This is a genomic window from Bradyrhizobium sp. STM 3809 (assembly GCF_000239795.1).
Classification (GTDB): Bacteria; Pseudomonadota; Alphaproteobacteria; order Rhizobiales; family Xanthobacteraceae; genus Bradyrhizobium.
Genome location: NZ_CAFJ01000781.1, coordinates 1 through 18,492, shown reverse-complemented (window position 1 = coordinate 18,492; position 18,492 = coordinate 1). Strand labels below are relative to the sequence as shown.

At 67.1% G+C, this 18,492-nt stretch carries 16 protein-coding genes; 9 read left to right on the top strand and 7 right to left on the bottom strand.

Translation table 11 applies throughout. The features are described 5' to 3' along the window. The first annotated feature begins 34 nt into the window (after positions 1–34). Positions 35–736 carry a TetR/AcrR family transcriptional regulator gene (locus BRAS3809_RS33160; protein WP_008966385.1) on the top strand — a complete coding sequence of 234 codons (702 nt, stop codon included), beginning with the start codon at positions 35–37 and terminating at the stop codon, positions 734–736. A 24-nt stretch (positions 737–760) separates the two neighbouring features. Here BRAS3809_RS33160 and BRAS3809_RS33155 read toward each other — a convergent pair whose 3' ends face one another. Next, positions 761–1,675 carry a PepSY domain-containing protein gene (locus tag BRAS3809_RS33155; RefSeq protein WP_008966384.1) on the bottom strand — a complete coding sequence of 305 codons (915 nt, stop codon included), beginning with the start codon at positions 1,673–1,675 and terminating at the stop codon, positions 761–763. 249 nt (positions 1,676–1,924) lie between these two features. Further along, entirely contained in the window at positions 1,925–2,464 is a 540-nt protein-coding gene (locus tag BRAS3809_RS33150) for a MarR family winged helix-turn-helix transcriptional regulator (protein ID WP_008966383.1), read from the bottom strand. Between the two features lie 122 nt (positions 2,465–2,586). Here BRAS3809_RS33150 and BRAS3809_RS33145 point away from each other — a divergent pair, with 122 nt between their 5' ends. Beyond that, positions 2,587–3,723, top strand: a complete 1,137-nt coding sequence (locus BRAS3809_RS33145; RefSeq protein ID WP_008966382.1) for an amidohydrolase family protein — start codon at positions 2,587–2,589, stop codon at positions 3,721–3,723. Between the two features lie 40 nt (positions 3,724–3,763). Here BRAS3809_RS33145 and BRAS3809_RS33140 read toward each other — a convergent pair whose 3' ends face one another. The 4 genes from BRAS3809_RS33140 to BRAS3809_RS33125 form a co-directional block, all read right to left on the bottom strand. Next, a complete protein-coding gene (locus BRAS3809_RS33140) occupies positions 3,764–4,576 on the bottom strand; it encodes an ABC transporter substrate-binding protein (protein WP_008966381.1) in 813 nt (270 codons plus the stop codon). A 133-nt stretch (positions 4,577–4,709) separates the two neighbouring features. Continuing rightward, the gene (gene dctA, locus BRAS3809_RS33135; RefSeq protein ID WP_008966380.1) at positions 4,710–6,023 is read right to left on the bottom strand and encodes a C4-dicarboxylate transporter DctA; all 1,314 of its coding nucleotides are present in this window, start codon (positions 6,021–6,023) and stop codon (positions 4,710–4,712) included. Positions 6,024–6,071: 48 nt separating this feature from the next. Then, positions 6,072–7,043 (bottom strand): amidohydrolase family protein, encoded by a 972-nt coding sequence (locus BRAS3809_RS33130; RefSeq protein WP_008966379.1) that lies wholly within the window; start codon positions 7,041–7,043, stop codon positions 6,072–6,074. Positions 7,044–7,129: 86 nt separating this feature from the next. Beyond that, on the bottom strand, positions 7,130–8,578 hold the full coding sequence (locus tag BRAS3809_RS33125) for an MmgE/PrpD family protein (RefSeq protein ID WP_008966378.1): 1,449 nt from the start codon (positions 8,576–8,578) through the stop codon (positions 7,130–7,132). Between the two features lie 461 nt (positions 8,579–9,039). Between BRAS3809_RS33125 and BRAS3809_RS33120 the strand changes: the two genes are divergently transcribed. The 6 genes from BRAS3809_RS33120 to cyoD all read left to right on the top strand — a co-directional run bounded on the left by BRAS3809_RS33120 (position 9,040) and on the right by cyoD (position 15,686). Then, positions 9,040–10,272 (top strand): acetyl-CoA C-acetyltransferase, encoded by a 1,233-nt coding sequence (locus BRAS3809_RS33120; RefSeq protein WP_008966377.1) that lies wholly within the window; start codon positions 9,040–9,042, stop codon positions 10,270–10,272. A 243-nt stretch (positions 10,273–10,515) separates the two neighbouring features. Continuing rightward, a complete protein-coding gene (locus BRAS3809_RS33115; RefSeq protein ID WP_502685689.1) occupies positions 10,516–12,312 on the top strand; it encodes a chloride channel protein in 1,797 nt (598 codons plus the stop codon). An 81-nt stretch (positions 12,313–12,393) separates the two neighbouring features. After that, positions 12,394–13,725 (top strand): PQQ-dependent sugar dehydrogenase, encoded by a 1,332-nt coding sequence (locus tag BRAS3809_RS33110; protein ID WP_008966375.1) that lies wholly within the window; start codon positions 12,394–12,396, stop codon positions 13,723–13,725. A 72-nt stretch (positions 13,726–13,797) separates the two neighbouring features. Further along, complete coding sequence (locus tag BRAS3809_RS33105; RefSeq protein WP_008966374.1) at positions 13,798–14,631, top strand: ubiquinol oxidase subunit II; 834 nt, start codon at positions 13,798–13,800, stop codon at positions 14,629–14,631. Between the two features lie 24 nt (positions 14,632–14,655). Next, on the top strand, positions 14,656–15,297 hold the full coding sequence (gene cyoC / locus BRAS3809_RS33100; RefSeq protein WP_008966373.1) for a cytochrome o ubiquinol oxidase subunit III: 642 nt from the start codon (positions 14,656–14,658) through the stop codon (positions 15,295–15,297). After that, positions 15,294–15,686: a cytochrome o ubiquinol oxidase subunit IV gene (gene cyoD / locus BRAS3809_RS33095; protein WP_008966372.1), complete on the top strand. Its 393-nt coding sequence runs from the start codon at positions 15,294–15,296 to the stop codon at positions 15,684–15,686. The genes cyoC and cyoD overlap by 4 nt, the downstream gene beginning before the upstream one ends. A 361-nt stretch (positions 15,687–16,047) precedes the next feature. On the opposite strand, the gene BRAS3809_RS33090 is transcribed toward cyoD, so the two are convergent. Continuing rightward, positions 16,048–16,839 carry a thermonuclease family protein gene (locus BRAS3809_RS33090; protein ID WP_008966371.1) on the bottom strand — a complete coding sequence of 264 codons (792 nt, stop codon included), beginning with the start codon at positions 16,837–16,839 and terminating at the stop codon, positions 16,048–16,050. Between the two features lie 131 nt (positions 16,840–16,970). Between BRAS3809_RS33090 and BRAS3809_RS33085 the strand changes: the two genes are divergently transcribed. Then, the gene (locus tag BRAS3809_RS33085) at positions 16,971–18,005 is read left to right on the top strand and encodes a S1C family serine protease (protein WP_008966370.1); all 1,035 of its coding nucleotides are present in this window, start codon (positions 16,971–16,973) and stop codon (positions 18,003–18,005) included. Positions 18,006–18,492 lie beyond the last annotated feature (487 nt).

Genomic DNA, 18,492 nt, shown 5'->3' with positions numbered 1-18,492 from the left:
TTTGAGTCAAGTCACGTTGGTGCTAGGAAGCGGCATGGTCACATCTACTTCGCAAGCCGGCCCGTCAGGGGCTCACGCCGGCCGCGCCGAGCTCAAGCACGCTCAGATCCTCGACAGCGCGCGGACGCTGTTTCTCGAAGGCGGCTTCGACACCACAAGCGTCGACGCGATCGCGCGGCGGGCCGGCGTGTCGAAGGCCACGCTGTATGGTCATTTCGCCGACAAGGATGCGCTGCTGCTGGCGCTGGTCGAGGACGATTGTCGCCGGCGGCGTGAGCCGCTGTGGCGCGAGACGGATGACATCATCGAGCTCGAACGGGAGCTGCGCGAGATCGCGCGTCGTTTCCTGTCGATGTTTCTCGATGACCGCGGACTGGCGATGCATCGGCTGATCATGTCCTGCGCCTCGCGCTACCCCGCGGTCGCGCAGGCCTTCATGAGGGCGGGGCCCGACCGCTGTGATGCGGAAGTCGCGGCGTTTCTGCGCGCGGCGCAGAGGCAGGGCTTGCTCGATGTCGGCAATGCCCGGCTTGCCGCGACGCAGTTCCTCACCCTGATCCAGGGGCGGCTGCCGCTGACATGGGCGTTGTCGATGCAGGCGCCGAGCCCGACCGAATGCCGCGCTCAGCTCGACAGCGGGATCAGGGTCTTCATCGCAGCCTATGGCCGGCCCAAGGCGACGCGCAAAACGGCTTCTCCATCAGCTTCGAAGACCGTCGTCCGGCGCCGGCGCTGATCGGCCTCTCGACCGCGACGATCGTCAGGACGACGATGTCGCGACGGCCGTATCGGCCTGGACCTCGCGGATCCGCTTCGGCCGGCGCAGCCTGCGCTGCGTCCAGATCAGCACGCCCGTCACCAGCAGCGTCAGCAGCACCACCGAGATCAGCAGATTGGCGGCGCTGCCGATCAGCGACCAATTGCCTTCGTGCAGCAGCCGCACCCAGTTGCGCGGCAGCGCGGAGAGGCCGTCGGCGGTCACGGCATAGGCGCGCAGCTCGTCGCCCTCGATGATCCGCGCCAGCATCCGCCCGCCGCGATTGCCGATCATGTTGACGGTGGCGAGGTCATGATCCCTGGCGACGATGTCGACCGCGTCTTGCAGCGTGATCCGCTTGCCCGCAGCCGGTGGCGCGCCGAAGAAGCTGTTGCTGGGGTCGAGCAGCACCCCGGTCAAGGGGCTGAGCAGGATCAGCGGCAGCGTGAACCAGGCCGCGCCCTTGTGCCAGCCCGACAGCGTGTTGCGCAACCGCGGCAATCCCATCAGGATGCCGATGACCATGATGACGATCATGCCGATCGTCGAGACCGTCGTGAGGCCCTCGATGCCGATCAGGTGCTCATGGGTCATGCGGGCCCATTGAAACACGCTGGCTGTCGCGGGCTTGTCTGCGACGGCGCCGGTGGTCATGTCGAGCTCGATGCCGGGCCGGCCCTGCAGGGTGAGATGCTGCGCGGTTGGATTGATCGAGATGCCGCGCGCCTTGCCGTCCGGATCATACTGCTTGATCAGCGCGACCACGCGTGCGGGGTCGACGCTGCCGGGCTTGACGGCGGCCACCTGCGTGATCGGCTCGAAGGAAAGAATCAGTCCGGTGACGATGATCACGAGCAGGGGCAGCGCGAAAGTCAGGCTGATCCAGCGGTGGAGTTTGAGCAGCAGCTGCTTGTTCATCGTCGTCTCCAGATGATCGTCATGCACACCAATGATGCGGCAAAACCGTTGTCCGCAGGCGCTTGCTCCCTGAACGTTTCTGATCGTTTCCCGATCGGCGGCGCTGCCGTCAGAGGCCGCGGCGCATCGTGCTTTCATTAGCTGAGCGGTGTGAGCGGACGAAGGACAGAACTATTAATTTTAGGTCATGCGCCGTTTGATCGGCGTCAATGCGGCGCCGGCGAGGCCGGTCTTTCCCCGTGAGATCTATCACGCCCGGCGACTGGCCTCCTGCTCTCCGGTGCCGCCGCTTTGCTCGACGAAGCGCAGCAGCTTGGCGCTCAGGCGCGTCAGCTGCATCAGCTCGGATGCGGACAGAGCACCCTCGATGAGCGCGTCGTCGGCGGCGAGAACGTCGCGCATCGCCCGTTCGGCCAAAGCGCGCCCCTTCGCCGTGAGCCGCACGGGCTTGCTGCGACGGTCGTCCTTGCTCTGGCCGCGCGCGATCAGGCCGCGTGCCTGCAGCGCGTGCAGCACCTTGGTGAGCCCGCCCGACGAGATCAGGATCGCGCCATAGAGCTCGGTCGGCAACAGCTCGTGGGGCGCCGGCTGGCCGCGGAGGGTCACCAGCACCTCGAACTCGGTGAATCCCAGACCGTGGGCCGCGACCTGGGCGGCGCTCTGATCCAGCAGCATGCCGCTCAAGCGGAAGATCCGGACCATCAGCTCCACGGTCGGGGTCGCCGCTTCGGGCCATGTCCGGGCCCGCAACGCCAGAAAATCGTCGGCAGTGGTCCGCTGTACGGTCATGAGTCTTACCAAAATATCATGAGAAGATATCTTCCCAGAAAGATAATTATGGGCCTATCGTCTTTCTGGAAAGATATCAAGCCGATCGTCGCGTAGGATGCAAGCGGAGTAAGGAGGCCATGATGACCGAACCGAACAGGCGGGACGTGATGCAGCTCGCGGCCGCGGGCGCGATGGCCGGCGTCGTCGCCGGCGAGGCCCGCGCCGATGGCGGCGGCGCCGTGATCGACGCCAACATGCACTGGCTGCCGGAGGATCTGTTCACCGACGAGCGCCTGCTGACCGCCTTCGTCGGCGCGGTGCCGCGCGAATACGGCATTCACGCCAAGGTCGAGGCCGTGCCCGGCAAATCGCTGCGCCAGATCGTCATCGAGCAGCCGCTCGGCTCCGAGGTGCTCAACTACGCCGAGAACCAGTACAGCGCGACGGGGCAGATCGCCGACATGGACCAGGCCGGCATCGCCCAGGCGATCCTGCGGCTGCCATGCTGGCAGGAATGGCTGCCGCTCGATCTGTGCAAGCGCGTCAATGACGGCCTCGCGGCTCATCTCAGTCGCCATCCGGGCCGCTTCCAGGCCCTCGCCGTCGCGCCGCCCTGGGGAACGGCCGATGCGCAGAAGGAGATCGAGCGCTGCATCAAAGAGCTGGGCTTCGTCGGGGTGCAGATGGCGGCGCATTACGGCCAGCTCTATCTCGACGACCCCGCGTTCAAGCCGCATCTGAAATTCCTCGATCAGCTCGGCGTCCCCGTGGTGGTGCATCATACGCCGCTACCGGTCGACTACGCCTCGATCGTGAAGTATCCGAACCTGCGCCGCCAATACGGGCGCTGCCTCGCCCAGGGCACGGCCGTCGGACGCGAGCTGTTCAGCGGCCTGTTCGACGAGTTTCCCAATCTCCGGCTGGTGCATTCCATGCTCGGCGGCGGCTTCTTCGCCTTCGCCGACATGCTGGTGCCGCCGAGCACGGGCGGGCGCGATGCGGTCGACCGCTTCGCGGACGAGAGCGCCAAGCTCCGCGGCTATCTCGCACGCAACATCTTCTTCGACCTCTCGGGCGCGCCGCAATGGGGACGGGCGCAACTCGAATGCGCGGTCAAGGTGTTCGGCGCAGATCACATCCTGTACGGCGCATCCTATCCGATCCGCCGCGACTGGTTTCACGACGGCGTGCCGCTCATCCGCAGCCTGGCGCTGTCGGAGGCGGAGAAGGCTGCGATCCTCGGCGGCAATGCGCGGCGGCTGTTCAAGCTGGCCTGAGCGCAAGATCCGGTCGGCCTGGTCCGGGAGTGATCGCCCGTCAGGGCTCCTTGCCCGGCGCGATCGTGCCCTTCAGCCCGGCGCGCTCCGCGGCGGCGCTCACCAGGCCCGACGACCTGATCTCGGCGGTGAATTCGCGCAGGAAGTCGAGGCCGGCGTCGCGGCCCTTGGGGATGGCGATCGCATGGTGCTCCTCACCCCAGCGGCCGTCGAGCACGCGCGAGCCCGGCACCTGCTCGGCCATCTCGAACAGCGTCGCCTTGTTGGTGGCGAAGGCGTCGATCTCATGGCCCTTCAGCTGCGCGACCGCATCCTTCAAGGTCGGCGATCGGATCAGCGTTGCCTGTTTCAGCTCGCGCCCGAGCGTCGCGTCCGAAGTGCTGCCGGCGGTGACGCCGACCTTGCGCCCGCTCGCATCGACATCGCGGGCGTTGGACAGCGTGGAGCCGTCGGGCACGAGATAGCCGAGCTCGATCTCGAGATAGACCGGACCGAAATCCATCTCCTTGGCACGCGCGGCGGAGGCATTGGTGAAGACGACGTCGACCGCCCCGGTCCTGATCGCCGCGAGCACCTCGGCGTTCTTGGCGAACACCACCGGCTCGTAGTCGACATGGAGCCGTCGTGCCATTTCCTTGCCGATCGCATAGCCCACGCCGCGCGGATTGTCGGTACCATCGGGAAGCACCGAAGTCGGCGTGCCCGGATAGAGACCGGCGCGCAGATGGCCGCTCGGCGCGAGAACGTGCGCGATGTCGGCCTCGGCCGCCGCGCTCGCGCCCGGCCGGGCGGCCGCGCATGCGAGCAGGGCGATGGCCAGGGCCCGCCTCAGGACGATGGCTGCTGACGTCATTTTCGAACCTCCCCCTTCGCTGCGGCGAGATCCGAACAGGGTCGGTTCGCCGCGGCTCTCTTCGCGGACATCTCAGGCGCGAGCCGCGCGTGTGAAAAGCCGGCGCGGCACGCGGCCGCTTCGAACCGCCGCGTCAGGCGGCAGGAACGCCGTCGGAATTGCCGTCGAGCACCTGCTTCAGCCGCTTGTCGTCGAGCGCGTTCTCCCATCGTGCGATCACGATGGTGGCCACCGCATTGCCGATCAGATTGGTCGGCGTCAGCCCTTGCGACATGAGGCGATGAATGCCGAGCACCAGCGCGACGCTGGCGACGGGGATCGTGCCGGTGGCGGCCAGGGTCGCAGCCAGCACCACGAAGGCGGCGCCGGCGATGCCGGCTGCGCCTTTTGAAGTGACCAGGAGGATCAGCAGCAGGCCGATCTGATGGCCGATGTCGAGCTGGGTGTTGGTCGCCTGCGCCAGGAAGACGGCGGCGGTGGCGAGATAGAGGCAGGTGCCGTCGAGATTGAAGGAGTAGCCGGTCGGGATCACCAGGCCGACGATGCTGCGCTCGCAGCCGGCGGCCTCCAGCTTGACCAGCATGCGCGGCAGCACGGTCTCCGACGAGGTGGTCGCGATGCAGACCAGCACCTCGTCGCGGATGTAGCGGATCAGCTTCCACAGGCTGAAGCCGGCCAAGGCCGCGATCGGGCCAAGCACGACGGCGATGAAGATCACGCAGGTGAGATAGAAGCTGCCGAGCAGCAGGCCGAGCTTGGCCAGCGAGCCGATGCCGAACTTGCCGACGGTGAAGGCGATGGCGCCGAAGGCGCCGAGCGGCGCCGCCCACATCACGATCCTGACCACGCCGAAGATCATCTGCCCGGCGACCTCGATCACGTCGGTCACGGCCTTGGCGCGGTCGCCGAGCCAGATCAGCGCGAAGCCGCACATTACCGAGATGAACAGCACTTGCAGAATGTTGCCTTCGGCGAAGGCGCCGACGAAGGTCTGCGGGATGATGTTGAGCAGGAACGGCACGAAGCCGACGGCCGCGGTCTGCTTGACGTAGGGCTCGATGGTCGCGGAGTTGATGGTCGCAGGGTCGACGTTCATGCCGGCGCCGGGCTGGAAGATGTTCACCGCGGCGAGCCCGATGATCAGCGCCAAGGTCGTGATCACCTCGAAATAGACCAGCGCCTTGATCGCGACGCGGCCGACTTTCGCCATGTCGGCCATGTGGGCGATGCCGTTGACGACGGTGCAGAAGATGATCGGGGCGATCAGCATCCGGATCGCCTTGATGAAGGCGTCGCCCAGCGGCTGCATCTGGGCGCCGACATCCGGCTTGACGGCGCCGAGCAGGATTCCGGCGGCCATTGCGATCATGACCTGGACCCACAGCTCCTTCCACCAGGCGCGACGGGCGCCGGCTGTGCTGTCGGCAGTGTGGGTCGTGGCAGTCATGATCGGTCCTGTCCTTGCATTCGAATCGCCCGGGGCTTCCCGTCGGCGTCAGCTCCTGGGCTCAAACTTGAACAGCCGTTCGGGGTTGCTGACAAGGAGTTTGCGCTGGATGGACGGATCCGGCGCGTAGAGCGGGATCAAGTCGACCAGATCGCCGTCATTGGGCATGATCTTGACGTTCGGATGTGGCCAGTCGGTCCCCCAGATCACGCGGTCCGGCGCATTGTCGATCAGCTTCTTGGCGAACGGCACGGCGTCGAGGAAGGGAGCTCCCACCGCCGATGCGCGTTCCGGACCGGTGATCTTGATCCAGCACTTGTCGTCGCTCGCCTGCAGGTCGAGCAGCGCTGCGAATTCGGCGTCGTCCAAGCCCTTTGCGGCGCTGATCGTGCCCATGTGGTCGATCACATAGGTGACCGGCAGCGCCTTCAGGATCGGCACGAACTCCTGGATCGTGCCGGCCTCGAGATAGATGTCGACGTGCCAGCCGATCGCCGCGACGCGGTCGACCAGGGTGCGGAACACCTTCATGTCGCCGACGCCGCCGAGGCGGCGAAGAAAGGCGAAACGGCAGGCGCAGATGCCGGCCTTGCCGAGCGCGACGAGATCATCGTCCGACATGGCTGCATTGATGTTGGCGACGCCCTTGTAGTTGCCGTTGCTCTGGGCGATCGCGTCGGTGACGACGCGATTATCGGTGCCGTGGACCGTGGCGTTGACGATGACGGCACGCTCGACGCCGATCTTGGCATGCAGCGCCCGGAACATCTCCAGCGGCGCATCGGGCGGCGTATAGGGGCGGGTGGGGGAGAAGGGATAGGTCGATGCCGGACCGAAGATGTGCGTATGGGTGTCGACGCTTCCGGGCGGCGCCTTGAAGCTCGGGGTCTTCGGCGCCGGATCCGGGCCGGGGATGCTGGGGATCTTGGACTCGTCGGCCGCGAGGCGCGCGGGTGCCGTGCCAAGAGCCGTTGCCGCGCCGAGTCCGGCCATGGTGGCCAGCACGTCTCGTCGTAACATCGTCGGTCTCTCCTTCTGGATGGGTGCCGGAGCGACGGCTGCGTCGCCGGCTGAAGATGGGTTGAATGGCGGTGATCCCGTCGCGGTCATGCCGTTCTGCAGCCGGCGGCAACGATGTCGCCGGCATTGGCGAGGGTTTCCACCTTCCAGCAGCGCTCCATCACGGTCGCGATCTGCTGCGGAGGCAGGATGCCGTCGGCAAGATCCCTGAACTTGCGCTCGAGATCCGCATTGCTCATCGGCCGCTCCAGGCTGCCGATCGCGTGCTCGATACGCTTGGTCAGCACGCGGCCGTCGTTGAGCGTGATCGACATCTCGACCTGCTCGGGCTTCATCGTGGGGTCGGTCGCGGGACTGACCTTGCCGCGCAGCGCGACGACGGCGGGATCCTTCACCGCGCGGTCGGAGAACTGCTTCTCGCCGGCGGCACCTTCGATCAGGGCCACGGCGACCGAATGGTAGACGCTGAATTTGCCCTCGAGGCCTTCCTTGGGCGTCTTCTTTCCGGTCAGCTCCAGCACCAGCGGATTGACCCGCATCTCGATCGATGTCACCTGCGCCGCCGAGACCTTGTACTCGTTGCGCAGCTGGATCGCGGCGTCGATCGCCGGATGCAGCACGATCCCGCAGGCGAAGGGCTTGTAGGTGTTCAGCGCGGCCTCATAGCGCTCGCCGAGCTCGCCAGTAATCTCTCGATAGTCCTGCTTGGTGCTGATCGTGTTCGCCCAGCCGCGCTTGGCCTCGATCATGCCGTCGGAGCTGGTGTAGTTCTTGGAGGCGAGGATCGCTGCAAACAGGCCGTCCGCCGCCGCACGCCCCGGATTGAAGCTCTTGTTCATCGAGCCGAACGACTCCCGAAGGCCCACGGGTTGGGACGCGGCGAGCCCGAGCGCCCAGACCATCTGCTGCTCGGTCAGGTGCATCAGCCGGCCGGCGGCCGCGGCGGCGCCGAATACGCCCGCCGTTCCGGTGATATGCCAGCCGACGTAGTAATGGTTCGGATAGACGGCATTGCCGATCCGGCATTCGGTCTCGATGCCGAGGATGAGCGCATTGAGGAAGTCGCGCCCGTTGACGGGCGTCATCTCGGCGAGAGCGAGAATGGCGGAGATCACCGGGCCGCCAGGATGAATGATCGTCTTCAGATGGGTGTCGTCATAGTCGAAGATGTGGCTGGATATGCCGTTGACGAAGGCCGCGTTCATGATGTCGAAGCGCTCGGTGCGGCCGAACAGCCGCGCCTGTGCCGGGCCGGAGAACGGCGTCAACGCCGCGACGGCGACGTCGACCGTCTCGTGCTGCGAGCCGCCGATGGCGACGCCGACATAATTGAGGAGCGTTCGGACGCCTTCCCGACGGACATTGTCCGGCAGGTCCTCGTAGCGCGCATTGACGAGGTAGCGCGCGAAGGTCCTGGTGACGTCCTTGACGTCGGATCTGACCGCTTCGGCGGCCGCTGCCGGCAGGCTCGCGACCGGCGCCAGCATCACGGCCCCTGCACCCGCCAGAACGCGGCGGCGTGACATCGCGATCATGAGGTCCTCCCGATCCGGCTTTGGCGGCGCCGTGTTGTGATAGGATGGCCAAAGCAATCCCTGGTCCGCATCCGCTGCTGGCGGGCGACGATCCTGCAGTCGTCCCGGTGTGACAAGGAGCCCTCCGCGAACGGTCAGTTCTCCAGGTTGGACAATGCTCTGGGATCGGATTGGTCAAGTCGCGATCGCTCGGTTCAAGCTGAGCCGCAGCTCTGTCGGCAAGACCAGGCGACGCTTCAACCGATCTGCCAGGAGCAGGCTCGATCACACCGTCCGGGTCGATTGTTCACGTGGCGGAAAGGCGAGTTGCTTCAACGCCATGGCGTGCGTTTTGAGCATGTGCTGGCAGCTTCAACCAGCGTTGTCGCGACCGCGTGCGCGATGCTATGCGACAGTCAAGACGGTCGCGCCGGCGCAATGACGCAGCCGGCCGCGCAACAACATCGGGCAAAGGGAACACCATGGTCGACGCACTCATCATCGATGCCTGCAGGACCCCGCGCGGTATTGGCAAGGCCGGCAAGGGAGCGCTGGCTGGTTTGCATCCGCAGCATCTCGGCGCCACCGTGCTGCGTGCGTTGGCCGAACGCACCGGCATCAATACCGGCGATGTGGACGACATCATCTGGGGCTGCTCGTCACAGCGCGGCCCGCAGAGCGGCGATCTCGGCCGCATGTCGGCGCTCGACGCCGGCTATGACATCCGCGCCTCCGGCGTCACGCTCGACCGCTTCTGCGGCTCCGGCATCACCAGCGTCAACATCGCGGCAAGCTCGATCATGGCCGGGCAGGAGGACCTCGTCATCGCCGGCGGCTGCGAGATGATGTCCATGGAAGGCCGGCGCGGCGAGGGGCCGCTGATGATGGATGCCGGCAACCTGCATCTGCGCGCGCTGCATCCGCAGTCGCACCAGGGCGTCTGTGCCGACGCCATCGCCACCATGGAAGGCATCACGCGGTCCGATGTCGATGCGCTCGGGCTGGAGAGCCAGAAGCGGGCAGCGGCGGCGATCGCGGGCGGGCATTTCAAGAAGAGCCTGGTTCCGGTGCATCGCGAGGATGGCAGCCTCGCGCTCGACCACGAGGAGTATCCGCGGCCGCAGACCACGGCCGAGGCGCTCGCCGGGCTGAAGCCGGCGTTCCCCGCGATCGCCGACTATGCGCTGGACGACAAGGGCACGACCTACCGTAACCTGATCCTGCAGCGCTATCCCGGCCTGGAGATCGAGTTCATGCATCACGCCGGCAACTCCTCCGGCGTGGTCGATGGCGCCGCCGCGCTGCTCCTCGCCTCGCCGTCCTACGCCAAGGCGCACGGCCTGAAGCCACGGGCCCGCGTGGTGGCGATGGCCAATATGGGCGACGACCCGACGCTGATGCTGAACGCGCCGGTGCCGGCGACCCGCAAGGTGCTAGCCAAGGCCGGCCTGACGCTGGATGACATCGACCTGTTCGAGATCAACGAGGCGTTCGCCGTCGTGGCCGAGAAATACATCCGCGACCTCAAGCTGGACCGCGCCAAGGTCAATGTGAACGGCGGCTCGATCGCGCTCGGGCATCCGATCGGCGCCACCGGCTCGATCCTGATCGGCACCGTGCTGGACGAACTGGAGCGTCGCGACCTCAAGCGCGGCCTGGTCACCATGTGCGCGGCCGGCGGCATGGCGCCCGCGATCATCATCGAGCGGGTCTGACCGACCCGCTTCCTCATGCGCTTTGTCTGCGCCCGCTGCGGAAGCCCACCGCTGCGGGCGCCGTCGTTTCAGGCTCGCGTTGCGACTTTCCCGGCTCTGCGCCGTTGATGGCCGCTCCTGCCCCCAGGCCGCGGCGGTTCCACTTTCCGGACCAGTCAACCACGTTTCGGCTGGAAAGGAATTCGCGCTTGTTCCGCTAGTTGCGACAGGTTATTGCCACCGGGAGGCCTCATCGTAGAAGAAATGGCTCTCGTGCTCTCGACCCTGTCGCATATCATCGATCGCAAGGCCTCGAACCGGGTGGTCACGCGGCTGCGGGCGCTGCTGCGCAGCAACGAGTTCTACCTGATACCGCTGGCGCTGGTGATCGGCGTGTCCACCGGCGGCATCGTCACGGTGATGAGCCTGATCGCGCAATTCGCGCATGTGATCATCTACGGCATCCCGATCGACGTCCGGCTCAGCGCCAATGCCTGGGTCAACCCGGCCGTTGCGCTGATCGCGCCGGCCTGCGGCGGTCTCGTCCTCGGCCTGATGGAATGGCTGCGGCGGCGCTGGAAGATCGCGGCCGCGGTCGATCCGGTCGAGGCCAATGCGCTGCGCGGCGGCCGGCTGTCGATGCGCGACAGCCTCGTGGTGAGCAGCCAGACCCTGGTCTCCAACGGCTCCGGCGCCTCGGTCGGGCTCGAGGCGGGCTATACCCAGATCGGCGCGGGCGTCGCCTCGCTGCTCGGGCAATATCTGACGCTTCGCCGCAACGACCTCAGGCTGATCGTCGGTTGCGGCGCCGCTGCCGCCATCGCCGCGGCCTTCGGCGCGCCGATCACCGGCGCGTTCTATGCCTGCGAGCTGATCGTCGGCGTCTACTCCGTCGGCAGCGCGGCGCCGATCCTGGCCGCCTCGCTGGCGGGGGCGCTGACCTCGCAATCCCTCACCGGTGCGCCGTATTCTCTGGAGATCCAGAAGGTCGGAGCCGTCGGCTTCGAGCAGTACATCGCGCTGTTCGTGCTGGCGCTGCTCGTCGCCTTCATCGGCATCGTGGTGATGCGCGCTTCGCCGACGGTGGAGCGGCTGTTCGTCCGCATCCCGGTCTGGCTGCGCCCCATCATTGGCGGCCTCTGCGTCGGCGCCATGGCGATCGTCACGCCGCAGGTGCTGGCGGCCGGCCACGGCGCGATGCTGCTCGACCTGCATCGCGAGATGGCGGTCGGCGTCATCGCCACCATCATCGTGCTCAAGCTCGCGGCGTGCCTGATCTCGCTGGCCTCCGGCTTCCGCGGCGGTCTGTTCTTCGCCTCGTTGTTCATCGGCAGCCTGCTCGGCAAGCTGTTCGCCGGGTTGCTTGCACTGGCCGGGCTCAGCCTCGCACTCGATCCGCTGGTCGCGATGCTCACGGGCATGGCGACGCTCGGCGTCGCCATCGTCGGCGGGCCGCTGACGATGTCCTTCCTGGTGCTGGAAATGACCCGCAGCGTCGACGTCACCGCCGTCGTGCTCGGCGCCTGCATCGTCACCTCGGTGTGCGTGCGCGTGCTGTTCGGGCATTCGTTCTCGACCTGGCGGCTGCATCTGCGTGGCGAGACCATCCGCAGCGCCAACGACGTCGGCTGGCTGCGCAACCTGACCGTCGAGCGGCTGATGCGCTCCGACGTCGCCAAGGTCCCGACCACCACCAGCATCGCCGCCTGCCGCCGCGAATTTGCGCTCGGCACGCGGCAGGCGGTGGTGGTGGTCAACAACAGCGACGACTATTGCGGGCTGGTGTCGCTGCCCGACCTGTTCTCGGGCGAACTGGATTCCATCGCCGACGAGATCCAGGTGGTGGAGCTCGCCAAATATTTCGAGGTCGCGCTGTTGCCCGAAATGAACGTCAAGACGGCGATGCGGATCTTCGACGACACCGGCGCCGAGGAGCTCGCGGTGCTCGAATCGGAGCACAGCCGCAAGGTGATCGGCTTCCTGACCGAGTCCTTCGCCCGCCGCCGCTATGTCGAGGAGATCGACCAGGCGACGCGCGGCGTGCTCGGCGCGCTGTCTTGATCGGGTCACATCGCCGCGCCACGTGATCTCCGGGCCGCGACCGGGTTCGGCTGCCGGCCGCGCGGGACACATGAGGACGCCATGACGAGACGGATCACGACGGCTGCCGCGGCCATGCTGAGCGGGCTGGCGGTGACGGCCGCGGTTGCCGAGCCTGCCGTGCTCAAGGGCAGGGAGGCGTTCGGCAGCTGGCAGGGCGATACGCCCGGCACCATTCGCCTCATTCGTCCCGAGGACCTGCCAAAACCGGGCGCGACCGCCTCGGCCGCCAACGTCTCGCGCGTCGTGCAGCGGCCGGCATCGGCGGTGCCGAAGGTGCCCGATGGATTCACAATCGCGCTGTTCGCGGAAGGCCTGAACGGGCCGCGCATCATCCGCACCGCGCCGAACGGCGACATCTTCGTCGCCGAGACCCGGGCAGGGCACGTCCGCGTGCTGCGGCCGAGCGAGGACGGCAGCAAGGTCGCCGCGAGCGAGATCTTCGCCGACCGTCTCGGCCATCCCTTCGGCATCGCCTTCTACCCGAGCGCCGACCCGCAATGGGTCTATGTCGCGAGCACCGAGCGCGTGATGCGCTTTCCCTATCGCACGGGCGACATGAAGGCGTCCGGCGCGATGCAGGTCGTCGTTCCCGATCTCCCCGCCGGCTATGGCCACTCGACCCGCGACATCGCCTTCACGAGAGACGGCCAGCGCATGCTGGTGTCGGTCGGCTCGGCCGGCAATGTCGGCGAAGCGCTGGGCGAGCCGGCAGGTGGACTCGCGGCCTGGATCAAGGCGCATCCGCTCGGCGCCGCCTGGGGCGGCGAGACCGATCGCGCCGGCGTGCTCGCGTTCGATCCCGATGGCACCCATCAATCCCTGTACGCGACCGGTATCCGCAACTGTGTCGGCCTTGCCATTCAGCCGGCCACCGGCATGCCGTGGTGCTCGACCAACGAGCGCGACGGGCTCGGCGACGATCTCGTGCCGGACTACGTCACGCGGGTGAAGGAGGGGGCGTTCTACGGCTGGCCCTGGTACTACATGGGCGACAATCCCGATCCGCGCCATGCCGGCGAGCGGCCGGACCTCAAGGGCCAGATCACCGTGCCCGACGTGCTGCTGCAGGCGCATTCGGCCTCGCTCGGCCTGACCTTCTACGACGCCAATCTGTTCCCGCCTGAGTATCGCGGCGACGCCTTTGCGGCCGAGCACGGCTCCTGGAACCGCTCCAGGCGCACCGGCTACAAGGTCATCCGCGTCAGGCTGAAGGACGGGGTGCCGACCGGCGAGTACGAGGACTTCGTCACCGGCTTCGTCGTCAACGACCGCGACGTGTGGGGCCGCCCCGTCGGCGTCACCGTTGCGCGCGACGGCAGCCTGCTGATCTCCGAGGACGGCAACGGCACGATCTGGCGCGTCAGCCGCTGACCTGTGTTTTGCGGCGCAGGAACCTCCGCATCGCAACCGGGTTGTGAGCGGGGTTGAACGCCGGATGACCGCATGAACATCTTCGATCCGCGAGGGCCGATCGCCGCCGCCGAGAAGACCATCCTGATCGACTCCGTCATCATCATGCTGGCGATCATCGTGCCGACCTCGATCGCCGTGCTCGCCTTCGCCTGGTGGTTCCGCAGCTCGAATACCAAGGCGCGCTTCCGGCCGGACTTCGCCTATTCCGGCGCTGTCGAGCTGGTGGTGTGGTCGATCCCCGCGCTCACCGTGGTCCTGCTCGGCGGCGTCGCCTGGATCGGCTCGCATGATCTCGATCCCGGCAAGCCGGTCGAAGGCACCGGGCTTCCCATTCGCATCCAGGCGGTGTCGCTGGACTGGAAATGGCTGTTCATCTATCCCGACCAGCGCATCGCCACCGTCAACAGCCTCACCGTGCCGATCGGCGCGCCGCTGCGCTTCGAGCTGACCTCGGGCAGCGTGATGACCGCGTTCTTCATCCCGCAACTCGGCGGCATGATCTACACCATGAACGGCATGGTGACCCGGCTCGACCTGCGCGGCGACCATGTCGGCACCTACAAGGGCCTCGCCTCGCAGTTCAGTGGCGACGGCTTCCCCGACATGATGTTCGACACCCACGTGGTGTCGCAACCCGACTTCTCCAACTGGGTCGCCAACGCAGCCAAGTCCGATCAGGTTTTGGACGAGGCGAGCTACAAGCAGCTCGCCGCTCAATCCGTCGAGAAGGCGCCGACGACCTATCGGCTCGCGGACCCCGAGCTGTTCGGCAAGATCGCCACGCAGAAGATTCCACCCGCTCCGGGGCCGCAGCTCAGCGAGAACCAGTCCCGAGAGGAGAGCGGAGCGTCGCATGGCCACTGATCTCCTTGCGGCCGGAGCGAACCGATGTCGGTGACATCCGTCGAGCAGGCGCCGGCCTATGCCGATCCGCATCATCTTCACGCCGCCGAACACCCGGGGCCGGCGCCGAAGCGGATCGTGACCGGATACGGCTTCTGGATCTTCCTGCTCTCCGACATCGTGATGTTCTCGTGCTTCTTCGCGAGCTTCGCGGTGCTGTCGCGCGCCACCGCCGGCGGGCCGGGCGGCGCCGAGCTGTTCGACGTCCGCAACGTCGCGATCGAGACGGCGCTGCTGCTGCTGTCGAGCTTCACCTGCGGCATGGCCAGCATCGCCGCCGACCGCCACAACGCGCTGTGGTTCCAGGTCGCGATGGCCGTCACCGGCCTGCTCGGCGCCGGCTTCCTGCTGCTCGAGATCAGGGAGTTCGTCGATCTTGTCGGCCGCGGCGACGGGCCGAGCCGCAGCGCCTTCCTGTCGGCCTTCTTCACCCTCGTCGGTTGCCACGGCCTGCATGTCGCTTCCGGCATTCTCTGGCTGCTCACCATGATGGCCCAGGTGGTGGCGAAGGGTTTCCGCGCCGATATCGAGCGCCGCATCCTGTGCTTTGCGCTGTTCTGGCATGCGCTCGACATCATCTGGGTCGCGGTGTTCTCCGTGGTCTATCTGCTTGGGAGCGCGACATGACCGATCACGCGCAGGAATTCGACGATCGCGGCGATCTCGCACCTGGCGAGCAGCAACATGGCGATCTGCGCTCGCGCATCCTGTTCTACGTCGCCGGCCTCGGGCTCGCGGTGCTGTTGACGGCGACCTCCTTCTTCATCGCCGGCACGAACCTCGTCTGGCAGCCCTCGATTCCCGTCGCGATCATCGTGCTCGCGATCGCGCAGATGGGCGTGCATCTCGTGTTCTTCCTGCACATCACCACCGGTCCCGACAACACCAACAACGTGCTGGCGCTGGCCTTCGGGCTGATCATCGTCTTTCTCGTGGTCGGCGGCTCGTTGTGGATCATGGCGAACCTCAACCACAACATGATGCCGATGGATCAGCTGATGCAGATGCAGCAGTGACGGCGACCCGGCGCGGTCCGTAGGGTGGGCAAAGGCGCGCCCCTGCCGTCGGCTGGCTGGTTCCGATCTCGCGCGCGCAGTGCCCACCGTCAGCGTCCGCGAGTGTCGATTAGATGGTGGGCACGCGCCGCCTGCGGCGTCGCTTTGCCCACCCTACGGACTCCCGCCTTGAGGAGAGGGCAACGCGCAGTTTTTGCTGAGCTCCTGGATCGCTTCGCTTGCGCTCGCGATGACGGAGTTTGCGGAGGCTTCAGTGTCCGCCACAGGCGTCATTGCGAGCGCAGCGAAGCAAGCCAGGGGTAACGCGAACGGTCTCAATCGTCTCCGTGCGACGGTACAAGCGGAAGTCAATCTGCTGATCTCACCTCTTCGGCGCCCGGCAGTTGAAGGCGCGGCGGAAGCCGGAGGCCTTGGCGTCGTCCTCGGAGCAGAACCAGCGATCGGGCTCGGTGGTCGCGGGGTAGCTGGGACAGCCCTGCAGATGATAGATCCCGATGTTGCCGGTGACGCGGGCGCGCACCGCGAACTTGCCCTTGATGGTGCAGCCGGGCGGGGCGCTCGGCGTATCCGGGAACAGCACCGCGCGGATCTCGCGGTCGCGATCGGCGCGGCAGGACGCGCCGAGCAGCGCGCCGTCCTTCTTGTCGGTGCGGAACTCGGCCGGCGCAACGAAGCAGCCCTTCCACAGTCCGCGCAAGCCTTCCTTGGCGGCGGCGACGTCGTCCTTGACGCGCGCCTTGGCGGCCGGCTCGGCGCTGACCGCGAAGCCTGCGCGCGCCATCTGCTGGTTGAGGCTGGCCTTGTCGCCGTCGACCGCGCAGATGCCGATCCTGCGGGTCTTCAGCGGCTTGTCCGGACCGAGATCCTCGCAGCGCACGGCGCGGCCGCCGATCAGCTTGCCGAGCTGATCGCGCGCCTCGACGCCGCAGCTCCAAGGATCGGCGTGATCGTCGATGCACAGCTGATCGACCTCCGGCGCATCGATGCCATCGAGCCGATACACGGTATCGCCGAGCTGGATGGTGTCGCCGCTGCGCACCGTCGCGGTCGCGGCCCGCGACGCGCCGGGCATGCCGGCTCCCATCAAGAGCGCCGCACTTATTGCCAACAGCCGGTCGCGCAGCCGCATGTGTCCTCCCGCAATCACATTCATGAAATCGGCAATTGAAGTCCTATCACATCGACCATGAGTCTCGCCAAGGCCCCTCCGGTTCGCGGGCGGGTGGTCCGCCTTGCGCCGGGGCGAGCAGCTACCCATCTGACGCTGCGAAGGAAAATAACGTCATGCTGGATTTCACCTCCGATGCCGCCGGCGACGCGCTGTCGCCGGCGCAAGCGTCCGATGCTGCGCCTGCGGATGACCGTGCGCTGCTCGACGCCTATTCCAATGCGGTCATCGACGTCACCGAGCGGGTCGGCCCGGCGGTCGTGCGCGTCGAGACCGGACCGAAAGCCGGCTCCCGCGGCGAGCGCGGCGGCCTGGGCTCGGGCATCGTGATCTCGCCGGACGGGCTCGTCCTGACCAACAGCCATGTGGTCGGCAGCTCCAAGGCCATCCGGCTGCGCGACGTCGAGGGTATCGTCACCGACGCGCAGGTGCTCGGCGTCGATCCCGACACCGATCTCGCGTTGCTGCGCGCCAATCATGCCCGCGATTTGCGCTATGCGGCGCTCGGCAACTCCAAGAGCCTGCGCCGCGGCCAGCTCGTGGTCGCGATCGGCAATCCCCTGGGCTTCGAATCGACGGTCACGGCCGGCGTCGTGTCGGCGCTCGGGCGCTCGATCCGCTCGGTGTCGGGGCGGATGATCGAGGACGTCATCCAGACCGATGCGGCGCTCAATCCCGGCAATTCCGGCGGCGCGCTGGTGTCGTCCGCGGCCGAGGTGATCGGCATCAACACGGCGATCATCCAGGGCGCGCAGGGCATCTGCTTTGCGGTCGCCAGCAACACCGCGCAATTCGTGCTGTCGGAGATCATCCGCCACGGCTATGTCCGCAGAGCCTATATCGGCGTCTCCGGCCAGACCGCGCCGGTGCCGCGGCGTCATGCCGTGCTGGCCGGCGTCGAGAACAAGATGGGCGCGCTGCTGATGCAGATCGAGCCGGACGGGCCTGCGGCCCGCGCCGGCCTGCTGCCCGGCGACGTCGTGATCAGGCTCGACGGCGTCGACATCAACGGCGTCGACGATCTGATCCGCGTGCTGGACCGCGACCGCATCGGCCGCACGGTGGCGATGGACGTGCTGCGGCTGGGACGATTGCGCGGCATCGACATCCACCCGGTGGAGCGCAGGCCGGCGGCACGACAGGCATCGTAATCGTCGTGCGACGCCAAGTAGCCGTGGGACGCTGAGCCGTCGCCACGACAACCGCCGTCGTCCCCGCGAAAGCGGGGACCCATACCCCCGGCAGACATTTGAGGCAGGCTGGTGATTGGCCTTTTGCCCAACCCGACCGCCGCGGAGTATGCGTCCCGGATCTGCGCCACGCCGCGCTGCGCGCGTCGCGGCTTGTCCGGGACGACGGCAGTGGGGGGCGAGAATCAGTAGGGTGGGCAAAGGCGCGCCAAGCTGTGAGTTGTTTACTCGGCCGCATCGCGCGCCGTACCCACCATTGCTTCGGAACACGCGGATGGACGGTGGGCACGGCGCGTGATGGAGCTCGGTTGTCAACGTTCGGCCGGGGCGCGCCTTTGCCCACCCTACGGCAGTGTCGCTTGTGGTCGGCTTCACGGTCTCAAACAGCACGACGCGTTCTCGCGGCGAGGCACGCCCGAGGCCTGCGATCAGTTCGTCCCTCGCAAGC